Origin of the sequence: Microcoleus sp. MON1_C1 (assembly GCF_036701945.1) — a bacterium.
Lineage (GTDB): Bacteria > Cyanobacteriota > Cyanobacteriia > Cyanobacteriales > Microcoleaceae > Microcoleus.
The window spans coordinates 34932-46848 of record NZ_JAUBRO010000011.1; the positions used below are offsets into that span (position 1 = coordinate 34932).

General features: G+C 48.0%; 8 protein-coding genes. 3 read left to right on the forward strand and 5 right to left on the reverse strand.

Going from position 1 to position 11917, the window contains the following annotated elements; translation table 11 throughout:
* Positions 1–124 precede the first annotated feature (124 nt).
* On the reverse strand, positions 125–1708 hold the full coding sequence (gene serA / locus QUA62_RS08350) for a phosphoglycerate dehydrogenase (protein ID WP_333403406.1): 1584 nt from the start codon (positions 1706–1708) through the stop codon (positions 125–127).
* A 290-nt stretch (positions 1709–1998) separates the two neighbouring features.
* On the opposite strand from serA, the gene QUA62_RS08355 reads away from it, so the two are divergent.
* Together QUA62_RS08355 and QUA62_RS08360 are read left to right on the forward strand one after the other, a co-directional pair.
* Entirely contained in the window at positions 1999–2505 is a 507-nt protein-coding gene (locus QUA62_RS08355) for a hypothetical protein (RefSeq protein ID WP_190663783.1), read from the forward strand.
* Between the two features lie 77 nt (positions 2506–2582).
* Positions 2583–3173 (forward strand): Uma2 family endonuclease, encoded by a 591-nt coding sequence (locus tag QUA62_RS08360; RefSeq protein ID WP_333403407.1) that lies wholly within the window; start codon positions 2583–2585, stop codon positions 3171–3173.
* Positions 3174–3228: 55 nt separating this feature from the next.
* On the opposite strand, the gene QUA62_RS08365 is transcribed toward QUA62_RS08360, so the two are convergent.
* Together QUA62_RS08365 and QUA62_RS08370 are read right to left on the reverse strand one after the other, a co-directional pair.
* On the reverse strand, positions 3229–3960 hold the full coding sequence (locus tag QUA62_RS08365) for a PaeR7I family type II restriction endonuclease (protein ID WP_190738698.1): 732 nt from the start codon (positions 3958–3960) through the stop codon (positions 3229–3231).
* Positions 3957–5003: a DNA-methyltransferase gene (locus tag QUA62_RS08370; protein ID WP_190738697.1), complete on the reverse strand. Its 1047-nt coding sequence runs from the start codon at positions 5001–5003 to the stop codon at positions 3957–3959. The genes QUA62_RS08365 and QUA62_RS08370 overlap by 4 nt, the downstream gene beginning before the upstream one ends.
* A gap of 171 nt (positions 5004–5174) precedes the next feature.
* Between QUA62_RS08370 and QUA62_RS08375 the strand changes: the two genes are divergently transcribed.
* Positions 5175–5954 carry a photosystem II S4 domain protein gene (locus QUA62_RS08375; RefSeq protein WP_333403408.1) on the forward strand — a complete coding sequence of 260 codons (780 nt, stop codon included), beginning with the start codon at positions 5175–5177 and terminating at the stop codon, positions 5952–5954.
* Positions 5955–6204: 250 nt separating this feature from the next.
* Here QUA62_RS08375 and QUA62_RS08380 read toward each other — a convergent pair whose 3' ends face one another.
* Positions 6205–7680, reverse strand: coding sequence for a hypothetical protein (locus QUA62_RS08380; RefSeq protein ID WP_333403409.1), 1476 nt, complete (start codon positions 7678–7680; stop codon positions 6205–6207).
* A 166-nt stretch (positions 7681–7846) separates the two neighbouring features.
* Entirely contained in the window at positions 7847–11431 is a 3585-nt protein-coding gene (locus QUA62_RS08385) for a CHAT domain-containing tetratricopeptide repeat protein (protein ID WP_333403410.1), read from the reverse strand.
* Positions 11432–11917 lie beyond the last annotated feature (486 nt).

Consider the following 11917-nt stretch of genomic DNA (forward strand, 5'->3'; position numbering starts at 1 on the left):
ACAGGGGAGTGAGGAAGGAGGATTGGCTAATAGAAAAATTCCCGCTTTCTTGCCAATGACCAATGACCAATTACCCATTACCAATTATCAGCCCTTGCATCCAAAATCTAAACTCCAAAATCCGTCAAAGATTTACCGTGTAAGCATCCCGAATTCCCGGAACTTTTAGGATCTCAGCCAGTATCCCCTCTGGTAGAGGGTCATCGAGGCTCAAAACCATCACCGCATCGCCTCGCACGATTTTACGGCCTACTTGCATACTGGCAATATTGACATTAAAACTGCCCAATTGGGAACCAATTTTGCCAATAATCCCCGGCATATCGCGGTGCAGGGTAAACAGCATATGGTGAGTGGGGGAAACGTTGACCGGGAAATCGTCAACACTGGTAATCCGAATTTCGCTTTCGCCGAGCACTGCACCTGTCACGGTGTGTTCGCCGAGGGTTCCCTTGGCCGAGAGGTGCAGGGAGCCGGTGTAGTCGCGAATTGAGGCGTCTCTGGTTTCGACGACGCGAATTCCGCGCTCTTTTGCTTCAATGCTGGCGTTGACGTAGTTAACGCGCTCTCGCAAGGCTTGGGAGAGCAGGCCTTTGAGGGCGGCGACGACTACGGGCTGACCTTGGTTGGTGGCCAATTCGCCTTGCAGTTGAACGTTGAGGTAATCGACTCGGCCTCCGGCTAGCTGGCTGACGAGGTTGCCGAGGGTTTCGGCGAGTTGCAGGTAGGGTTTGAGTTTTTCGATCGAGTCTGGGAAAATGCCGGGTATGTTGACAGCCGATCGCGCGGGCAGTCCCAACAGCACGTCGCGAATTTGTTCAGCCACGTCGATCGCCACATTCACCTGAGCTTCCGCTGTGGATGCTCCCAAGTGGGGCGTCAGCACGATGTTCTGGCCGACATTCCGCAACGGGGAATCGGCTTCCAGCGGTTCGTGTTCGTAAACGTCGATCGCGGCACCGGCGATCTTGCCTTCTTTGATGGCTTCTGCGAGGGCTGCTTCGTCGATGATCCCGCCTCTGGCGCAGTTTATGATGCGGGCCGTGGGCTTCATTTTCGAGAGCACTTCCGCGTTAATTAAGTGCAGGGTTTCCGGCGTTTTGGGGATGTGCAGGGTGATGTAGTCGGATTCGCGCATCAGCAGTTCGAGTTCTACCAAGCGGCAGCCCAACTGGTCGGCTCTTTCGGTCGAAATGAAGGGATCGTAGGCCAGCAGCTTCATGCCCATTGCTTTGGCTGCGGCCGCGAGGTGGGAGCCGATTTTGCCCAAACCGACGATGCCGAGGGTTTTTTTGTAAACTTCTACACCGATAAAGCGGTTGCGTTCCCATTTACCACCTTTGACGGATTCGTTAGCTTCCGGGATGTGGCGGGACATCGAGAGCATCATGGCGAGCGCGTGTTCGGCGGCGGCGATCGTGTTGCCTTCGGGGGAATTGACGACTACAATTCCTTTGCGGGTAGCGGCGGGTACATCGACATTATCTACGCCGACGCCGGCTCTGCCGATGATTTTGAGTGAATTCCCGGCTTCAATGATTTCTTTGGTAACTTGGGTGCCTGAACGGATCATTAAAGCGTCGTAATCTGCAATAATTCCTACCAGTTGTTCGGCTGAGAGTCCTGTGTTTACGTGAACTTGCGCGACTTGGGAGAGGATGTCAATTCCGGCTTGGTCGATCGGATCGGATACTAGAACTTTAGGCATAGCAAGCAATTGAGTGCAATAGTAAAAATAGACCGAGCGTTGGCGAGCTCAAAGTTGAGACTTATGACTTAGAGCAGTATCTAACAGCTCAGCTCAAGCTTGCCTTTGTGCAGTTTGAATTGTATCTGTATTCGGTCAAGGTCGGCCGTTTTTTCCGTGAAATATTTTAGCTTTGCGGGCGATCGGACTCTCTGACCGTCTCAAAATCCCGCAAGTGCTTAGCTAGTATGTCTTTTCGGGCTATAATAGACTTTGGCTATTCAAGCCTAATTATCAGGAATTGTTTTCTAATGAATTATCTTATCGCCGTACTGCCCGATCGAATTCAAGCCGAAGCTGCCTACAGTGCTCTGGAAAAAGAAGGCTTGCCCATGAAGCAAGTGAGCATTTTGGGCCGCGGCTACAAAACTGCTGATGAATTTGGCTTGATCGACCCCAACCAGCAAGCGAATAAACAAGCTAAACTCATGGCTGTTTGGCTGGTGCCGTTTGGCTTTATTGCTGGCGTTACTTTCAGTCTGATGACTCAGTTGAAGACTTTTGCGTGGGCGGGCGAAATTGGCGATCACGCGATCGGCGGAGTGCTGGGTGCGATCGCCGGCGGGATGGGCAGCTTTGTTGTTGGCGGAGCCGGGGGCATGGCTTTTGGCAGCGGCGATGCTTTGCCCTACCGCAACCGTTTGAATGCGGGTAAATTTTTGATTGCGGTTAAGGGTACTGATGATTTGACTGGGAAAGCTGCGAAGATTTTGCAGCAGTTTGAACCGGAAAATATCCAAGGTTATACAGAGACTTAGTTCTGTGTTGACAGTCAACTGTTGACGGTTAACTGTTAACTGTTGACTGTCAACTCGTGTAATATTTGAAGGCCGTTATGGAATTACAAACTATCCCCCTACATTCTCCCCTAGAATTAACGCTTGAATTAACTGACGAGCAGTTTTTTAAGTTGTGTATAGACAACCGGGATTTGAGATTTGAGCGCACTGCTAGTGGAGGATTAATTATTATGCCACCTACGGGTAGCGAGACGGGTAATTTCAACATAGACTTATCGTATCAACTTCAATCTTGGAGCCGTCAAAATAAGCATTTGGGAATTGCTTTTGATTCTTCAACTGGATTTAAACTGCCCGACGGTACTGATATTTCTCCCGACGCTGCTTGGATTCGGCGCGACAGGTGGGATGCTTTAACTGCTGAAGAAAAAAAGAAATTTGCGCCGATTTGTCCCGATTTTGTGGTGGAATTGCGATCGACCACTGACTCGCTAGAAAAATTGCGGGCTAAAATGAAAGTGTATGTGAAAAATGGAGCGAGGTTGGGATGGTTGCTCGATCGCAAAAATAGAAAAGTAGAAATCTCCCGTCAAGGTAGAGAAGTAGAAATTTTAGATGCGCCTGCAACTCTGTCAGGCGAAGATGTATTACCCGGTTTTGTTTTGGATTTAAGTGATATTTTGTAATTTTAAAAAAGCATTTTCCTGTGCTGTGGCGGCTCGATAAAATCTGTTACTTACTCTACAGCGCGTGCCGGATAAGCTGCTGCAAAAAATTGACGGCCGACAAGTCTGGACATGGCTCCGTATAGTTGGGATTTTGTGCTGCCTGTTCGCGACCTGTCACTAAAAAGCAAGCAGCCGTGAAATGCCTTTCCCGCACCATCTTCTGACAAAACAGTTCATAGCGTTTAGCATAGCTGGCTCCTCTAAACTCTGGCAGAACCGCGAAATGCGGTTCAGCAACCTGTACCGGGGTGCGCGAGGCAGGACTGTCTTCCAAAACAAACAGATATCCTAACCACGGTGGCGGAGGTGCTGCGCCAAACACCCCTTCCCGGTAAGCTGTCCAGATGTCGAGAGCAGCCCCCATCGCTTCTTCTGTGCGGTTGTTGAAGTTGTTGCCAAAGCTGCCAACCTGGCTCTTCAACTCAATGACTACCTTGAGTTGCCGTTTTTCTCGGTTTACCACCAAAAAGTCGTACATCTTGGTCGGGCGGAAGAACCCCGGTATAACGGTTAGGCTTTTTTTAACATGGATATGGTTTTGAGGAACACCTACAGCCAGCAAGAAATTAGTCAGCGTCAGGATGAAACCGTCCATCTGCTTGCCGCCTGTCACCGCACTGCGGTTCCCTTGGTCAACCTTGCCAGCTAGCACCTGGGCTTGTGCCTGGGCGATGCGGGTATCCCAGAAACCCTGCACCGCCTCCCGGAAGACATCATCGGGGATAGTGGGTGTCTGTTTCGTCATTCAGCAACCTCCCCCATCGTTCTGTCGTAGACTACGCGCAAGCCATACGTCTCCTGCATCCGTTTCAGCGCTAGCTGATGGTAAGTTGGCTCCACATCTACCCCGATACTGTTGCGCCCCCAGTTGGCGGCGGCGACGCAGGTTGTTCCTGTCCCCATAAATGGGTCAAGTACCGTGTCCCCTGCAAAAGAAAACATCCGCACCAGTCGTTCTGCCAGTTCCAAAGGATATGGGGCGGGGTGTTGCTTGGTGGAAGCGCCTTTGATATCCTGCCAAATCTGTTGAAACCACTGTCGGTGGAGAGTTTCCGGTATTACGGACAATACCCGTGCTGTGAGAGTGGGACTGCGGTAGCCGCCAGGTTTGCGCTGCATCAGGATAAATTCGATGTCGTTTTTGATGACACCTCCGGGCTCATAAGGTTTGCCGAGAAAACTCGTGCCATTCCCGGCTGCTTCCAGGGAAGCATTGGCGATTTTGTACCAGATAATCGGTGCGAGGTTATCAAATCCCAGATGGCGACAGTGTTCCTGAATACTCGCGTGCAGGGGAAATACCATGTGCCTGCCAAACCGCCTGCGGGCAACACAGACATCGCCCACCACAATCACCAGCCGTCCGCCGGGGACTAAAACCCGCCATACCTGCTGCCATACTCGATCGAGCTCCTGCAAAAACTTTTCGTAGTCTGCTATTTCGCCAAGCTGGTTGAGATTTTTGAGATATTCTTTTAAATTCCAGTACGGGGGCGATGTGACTACCAGATGTACGCTTTCATCGGGAATATGTGTCAAGTTTCGGCTATCGCCCTGTAGCAGGGAATGGAAAGAGGGCAACCCCTGCACCCGATTCTGAATTTCCTGGATCAACGCCTTATTTTTGCTGATGGCAGGAATGGCGCGTTGCTCGTCTGCTGTTAGTAATGCCGTTGCTTCCTCGGGTACAAGGCTTTTATCCTGTAGCGCTTGTTTCAACGGTTCGGCTGCTTCCTGACACAGCAACCGCGTTGAAATATTAACCTTGCTTAAACTCGAGGACTTCATACATTTGGTACAATAATCATGTTCATCATATCAGCTTTGCGAGTCCCAAAAATCATAAGTTCGTTATTGGATTATCTTAGACTATAATTAAAGTAGTGCGACTGTTAAAAAAGTAGACTTTGTAGTTACAGCAAGCTTTGGCAATTTCAAATTAGAATCTAGCATTAACTGATGTTACAAAGAGAAGAACTGTTAAAAGGCATCGAAAACCGCGAATGTGTGGCGCGGGCGATCGACCAAGCGGAACAAGCAATTAAAACTTGGGAAGTTACTCTGACTGATTTTCTGTCGCCTCCGGAATTGGCGGACACTCTGACGGTATTTAAGCGCTTAACTGATGTGGAATTAGTGGCTTGGGGTGGCTACCCGCAAGCTGAAAGACAAAGAATTGCGATCGCGCGATCGGATATCCCGATCGACTCTGGTAGCGTTAACGTTGCGGCCGTAGAAATCGCTGGCAATTTCTTGTTTGATACAGCTTCTCACCGCGACTTTTTGGGGGCGATGTTGGGTACGGGAATTGTCCGGGAGAAAACTGGCGATGTGATTGTTTTGGGAGAACGCGGCGCGCAAGCCATTGTCATGCCCGAGATGGTAGAGTATTTGGAGATGAGTTTGAAGCAAGTGCGATCGGTTCCTGTACAAACGCGCCGCATTGAGTTGAGCGAACTCAAAATTAGAGAACCCAAAAAGAAAGAAATGACAACCGTTGAAGCATCCATGAGATTGGATGCTGTCGCCTCGGCTGGGTTCGCAATGTCTCGCAGCAAAATGGCAGATTTAATTGATAGTGGCGACGTGCGAGTTAACTGGAAAGACGTTACTCAAGCTAGTTATAATGTCAAGTCTGGAGATTTAATTGCTGTTACGGGCAAGGGAAGATTGGAAATTGGGGAAGTTGCTGTTACTAAGAAGGAACGCTATCGAGTGCAGTTAACTCGGTATTTGTAATTTATGGGCGGCATCTTCGACCCAACGCCTACTCCCCACAAAAAATTGACTCTTTGTGGAACAGGCATCTTGCCTGTTCTTAATAATGCTGAGGGGAAGATGCCCAACGCCTACTCCCCACAAAAAATTGACTCTTTGTGGAACAGGCATCTTGCCTGTTCTTAAGAATGCTGCAACATATGAGTTATACCACGCAAAAACCCCGAAAAACCCGGTTTCTTTGGTTTTATGCGTAAGTCCTAAATCCAAATTATCGGGGAAAAGTTTTCCTTATCAACACGGCGATACCCAGCATTAACAAGCCAAATAGTAAGCCAAACAGCAGACTCCAGATAATAGTCGCAGCAAAGGGATGCAGCGGTAGAGAAAAATCGAGTTGCCATTGAATAGGTTGATCCTTGATTAGAGGATAGGCGGCCGAAAAGATTTGTCCGCCACCGATCGCAGTTCCGACAAAAAAGATGATATTCTCAAGCTGGCGAGATCCCTTTTTCTCCCTGTCTTCCTGTTGCTTGTATAATTCCATCTGTTCCCTGTCCAATTCCACCTGTTCGATTTCCACCATCCCCCGCACAGTGGATATCGACTGCTGGAACAAATTTTGACTAGCAATCAGGTAGTTTAAATCTATTTCAATTTGCCGCTGATACTTATCCTCAGCTAAATCTAGAAACCTCTGCCAAAAATCCAGATTGTCGCCTGGGATGCACAAACCTCTAATTCTTGTCAACGCCTCACCATAATTTTCAGCATTAGTATCAATGGTATTTCTGTCTTCTTGCAAATATCGCACCTGCTGAGCAAAAGCCAACATTTTAGTGCGAACTTGAGCCAGCAACTCCTTTAACTTCTGCAACTTAACTTGTCGATTTTGTTCGCTTTCTATTGCACCCAATTCGGGAAGCTTCTTTTCTAACTCGCTGACTATTTGCTGTGCTTTGCGATACTTTTTCCTAGATTCTAGATACACAAATACAATTTTAGCGCGAGAGCACAGCAGATTCATCAAGTAAGAATTAAACGCCTGCGTTGCGGATTTCAAAGTTTGGGGATTGTCTTGCAACCATACTAGAATGTGACACCGCTGACGCGCATCATCTTCTCGGCTGTCATACTCAAAAATCGGACTACCAAATAACTTTCCTTCGGCGCCCAACTCTACGGATGCTGGCTGTTTATCTTGTACAAAAGCTTTAACCGATTCGTCAGCTAATTTCCGGTAAGTATCATAAACTGCTGGTTCGGCGTATAATAATAAGGTTTGTCCCAGAGACGGTTGAATTGCATTTGGCAACAAGCAACCTTGGGGATTTAATCGAGTTAAGTCCGCTACTTTTATTGTGACATTTTGATAGCAAAATGTCAAGTCTGCGGTGTAAGTATCCTGAAGTCGCAGAGCATAGATAGAACCCTCAAGCTTCTGGTTATCTGGCTGAGTAATTGGCTGGAAATTCAGAGTTTTTCCATCGGGAATCAGCAATTTTACCTGAGTCAGGTTTTCCCGTTCGCCGTCTGGATAATAGACGCCGTTTTTGTAGCAAATTAGCTTGTCTCTGAGCGATTTTAGTTCGTTGATGTTAAATTCTTTGCCGACATTATCTGCTAGATTTTCCCACAAATCTTGAGCATTTTTTGCTACTTGCTTATAGCCTTCGTCCCTATCATCCCGCAGGTGGAAAGGATAGAGGCTAATGCTGGGATTTTTAATTTGCCATTCTTGGCTCATAATCAAGTTTGTTAATTATTTTAGGGGATTTCGTGGCGGTTCAAAGTCCCCCTTATTAAGGGGGATTTAGGGGGATCGAGACTGGAGTGCAAGCGAGATTTATCTGTGACTCCACATTCCTCCGCTCCCCCCTAGCCCCCCTTAATAAGGGGGGGACAAGAGTTTTTTATGTCGATTCTGTGTCCGAAGTATCAGTTTCCACATCCACAGAAGACTCAGACAAACCCTGTCGAATCTGATTTTCCTTCAGCGTTTCGTAAAACTCTCTGACGATTTCCTCCGGTGCATCGCTATCACCGCCGCCCGCACCCATTTGATAAATTTCGTTCTCTAAATTCTCTTCAATTTGAGGCCGAGTTTCGCACCATTTTTTGATTGTTTGAGCGATAATATTGATATTAGCGGTCGAACCAACATCAATCGCTGATAATTGTTTGACAAATTGCGGCTCGGATATTTTCAATAACTTACTGAAAGCTGCGACAATTTCTTTGGGTGTGGCCTCATCGGGAAGTGACATTACTAATCTCCTTAAATCTGTTTTTTCAGTTGACAGCGGTAAAGTTTCGGTTTCGCCAATTAAGGTAAATGCAGCCCAAGCTATGGGACTCGGAAATCGATCTTTTGTGGTTAGCATAGCACACCGCAAGGCGGCTGCTAGATTGTCGCCCCGTGCTAAATTTTGGTAGAATTCAGTCATTAGTAATTTGGCTGAATTCGCTCCCATATTCCACAGGGAAACGATGATGCTGGGGACTCCGGCGAGGATGAAGCAGCGCGATAATCCGAGGACTCCATCTCCGTCGATTTTACCGCGCCCGGTGCTGCACGCGCTTAATACTACGAGTTCGGAATCGAGGTTTAATTGCAGGATTTCTGCGGCGTTAAGCGCGCCGTCGTCGGTGTCTCCTGATGGTGCTAAAATTATCGCGCCGGGGATGCCGGAACCTTGGAAATCGTCGAGGAGTCCGTGGGCGGATAAATGCACGATGCGCGTGTTTAGCATCTTGTCTAAAATGGCGATTTTTGTGGCATTTTCTCCGCTAATTGCTTGGGTTCCTAAAGTTGCGGCGATGGCTTCGGCAGCTTCTTTTGCCCTGGACAGTTGTTTGAGTTCGTAGGGCTTTTCTTTGAATTTGGCGGCGAGAGTTGGATCGCCGACAATTAGGGCGGCTTGTCTCAATCCTCGCACTCGGTTTTGATGTTCGCGGGTGAATTCTAATACTTGGATGGATGGGCTGGTGAGGATGGTACGATCTTCGATTAGGTAGCGGTTGTTGCTATCTTGCAAGGCGGCGAAAGGAACTAAAAATAAGTCGTAGTGGGGGACGAAGATGATGGGGGAATTGGCATTGGCGGGTAGCAAGTCTAGGATGGGTTCGATCAGGATTTGATGGAGGAGTTGCAGTAGGGGAAAGCGGCCTGTTTCGTCTCGATTGTACTGGGATTCTAGCTGAATTTTGTTGCCTGCGTCGTCGGTTTCTACGGTGCCGAGGGAGACGCGGGTTTTGAGGATGATTTGTTTGAGGGTTTGGTTTTGTTGGTTGAGGGGTTCGAGGTTGGCGGCGCGATGGGTGATGTTCCCGTTTGGTTGGATTACCCAGATGTAAATTTCTGGATAGACAATCGAATATTCAACTATTGTGGAGTTTCTGTCGCGGGCGATTTGTTGGATTTGGGGAATTGATAACCCCCCCAACTCCCCGTTGCTAAGGGAGAAGTTAAAGGAGTTTGCTGATACCCCCCCAAACAGCCTAGGCAACAGTTTATTCCACAATGCTAAAAGGGGAGATTGAGAGAAGTCTGTTAATACCCCCACAAACCCTGGGGGGTTAAGAGGGAGAGATTGAGAGAAGTCTTCTTCCCCCCCTTGATAAGGGGGGGACTGAGGGAAGGTTGTTAATAAGGTTTGTCGCAATAACTCGACGAAGGCACGGGTACGCCCCATTTCGGATATTTCTAAGGCTTCATCAAATCTAGTTTGGGCGACTAGGACTTGTTGCAGCAGGCGATAGGCAGATATTTGGGTTTCAAAGATTGAGACTTTGTGGTCATTACTTACTAATTCAGAACGCAGAGTTTCCCTAATTGCGATCGAGGCGCGAAGTGCTGTTTCAGCTTCAGCAAGTTGATGAGTTTGTAGGAAAGTATTTCCCAAATTGTTGAGAGAGATTGACTCTCCCACGCGATATCCGATTTCCCGTGAAATCACTAAATACTGTTGGTGAAATTCGATCGCCCTGTGGTATTGCCCTAGGGAATCGTAAGCATTGCCCAAATTGCCGAGGGAAGCGGCTTCTCCTTGGCGATCTCCGATTTCCCGTGAAATCTCTAAATACTGTTCGTAAAATGCGATCGCCCTGTGGAATTGCCCTAGGGAATAGTAAGCATTGCCCAAATTGCCGAGGGAAGCGGCTTCTCCTTGGCGATCTCCGATTTCCCGTGAAATCTCTAAAGACTGTTCGTGAAATGCGATCGCCCTGTGGAATTGCCCTAGGGAATCGTAAGCAAGGCCCAAATTGCCGAGGGAATTAGCTTCTCCTTGGCGATCTCCGATTTCCCCTGAAATCTCTAAAGACTGTTCGTGAAATGTGATCGCCCTGTGGAATTGCCCTAGGGAATAGTAAGCAAGGCCCAAACTGCCGAGGGAAATAGCTTCTCCTTGGCGATTTCCGATTTCCCTATAGATAGTTAATGCCTGTTCGTGAAATGCGATCGCCCTGTGGTATTGCCCTAGGGATTTGTAAGCTGAGCCCAAACTGCCGAGGGAAGCGGCTTCTCCTTGGCGATCTCCGATTTCCCGTGAAATCTCTAAAGACTGTTCGTGAAATGCGATCGCCCTGTGGTATTGCCCTAGGGATTTGTAAGCTGAGCCCAAACTGCCGAGGGAATTAGCTTCTCCTTGGCGATCTCCGATTTCCCGTGAAATCTCTAAAGACTGTTCGTAAAATGCGATCGCCCTGTGGTATTGCCCTAGGGAATAGTAAGCATTGCCCAAATTGCCGAGGGAATTAGCTTCTCCTTGGCGATTTCCGATTTCCCGTGAAATCTCTAAATACTGTTCGTAAAATGCGATCGCCCTGTGGTATTGCCCTAGGGAATCGTAAGCAAGGCCCAAACTGCCGAGGGAATTAGCTTCTCCTTGGCGATATCCGATTTCCCGTGAAATCTCTAAAGACTGTTCGTGAAATGCGATCGCCCTGTGGTATTGCCCTAGGGAATAGTAAGCATTGCCCAAACTGCCGAGGGAAATAGCTTCTCCTTGGCGATCTCCGATTTCCCGTTTAATCTCTAAAGACTGTTCGTGAAATGCGATCGCCCTGTGGTATTGCCCTAGGGAATAGTAAGCATTGCCCAAATTGCCGAGGGAATTAGCTTCTTCTTGGCGATTTCCGATTTCCCTATAGATAGTTAATGCCTGTTCCCAAGAATGCAAAGCTTCTCGGAATTGACTAATTTTATACTGCTGAATTCCTTGTTGTAACAGTCTGTCTGCTTCCGCTTTTCGGGTGACTGCCACTGAGGTATTGTCATTCATCCCAAGCAGTATCCCGGCACAATTCATCAACCAATTAGCATTATTTAGTTCGCCAAATTCTCTGAGATTCTCTGCCTCTTTTAGCATGGCCGCCACCAAGCCATTATCCAGCAATTCCGGGTGAGTCTCTAATACCTCCGCTTCTTCGCCGCTGGTACAGGTTAGCAGTTGATTTATCAGGTTGAGATAGGCTTGTTCGCGTTCTGAGTTCATGGCGATTTAGGATTTTGGATTGTGCGATCCATTAATTTATTCTTGGTTAAACACATCTGTTTGGGGCCCAGTTTTTTGTAAGGGTTCTCGCATTTGGGCGACAAGATGTGCAACACCAGGAGGATTTATCCTTTATTCGTCGGTTCGATGGTTTGTCCGGGGGGTTGTTTGTTTGTTCGGGGGGTCGTTTGTTTGTCCGCGAGTCCGCGATTCCGCCAGGGGTTGAAACCCCTGTCTCATAGCTAAAGTCGGTTGAAACCGACTGAAGAATGGTGAGAAATAATCGATTATGGTGACAAATATTTGATTGTTTATTTAATTTGCTTTTCAGTCCTCTTTTAGAGGACTTTTGCTATGAGACGGGGGTTGAAACGAACGGCGGACTTGTGGGGTAGCGTAGGGGATTTTGGTGACGGGGATTTTGGTGGCGGGGATTTTGGTGGCCCGAATGTGCGATCGACCTTTTGGTAAAATTGGCGAACGTTC

Coding starts and splice junctions, on each gene's coding strand:
- serA (WP_333403406.1), bottom strand. CDS start 1,708: ATGCCTAAAGTTCTAGTATCCGATCCGATCGACCAAGCCGGAATTGAC.
- QUA62_RS08355 (WP_190663783.1), top strand. CDS start 1,999: ATGAATTATCTTATCGCCGTACTGCCCGATCGAATTCAAGCCGAAGCT.
- QUA62_RS08360 (WP_333403407.1), top strand. CDS start 2,583: ATGGAATTACAAACTATCCCCCTACATTCTCCCCTAGAATTAACGCTT.
- QUA62_RS08365 (WP_190738698.1), bottom strand. CDS start 3,960: ATGACGAAACAGACACCCACTATCCCCGATGATGTCTTCCGGGAGGCG.
- QUA62_RS08370 (WP_190738697.1), bottom strand. CDS start 5,003: ATGAAGTCCTCGAGTTTAAGCAAGGTTAATATTTCAACGCGGTTGCTG.
- QUA62_RS08375 (WP_333403408.1), top strand. CDS start 5,175: ATGTTACAAAGAGAAGAACTGTTAAAAGGCATCGAAAACCGCGAATGT.
- QUA62_RS08380 (WP_333403409.1), bottom strand. CDS start 7,680: ATGAGCCAAGAATGGCAAATTAAAAATCCCAGCATTAGCCTCTATCCT.
- QUA62_RS08385 (WP_333403410.1), bottom strand. CDS start 11,431: ATGAACTCAGAACGCGAACAAGCCTATCTCAACCTGATAAATCAACTG.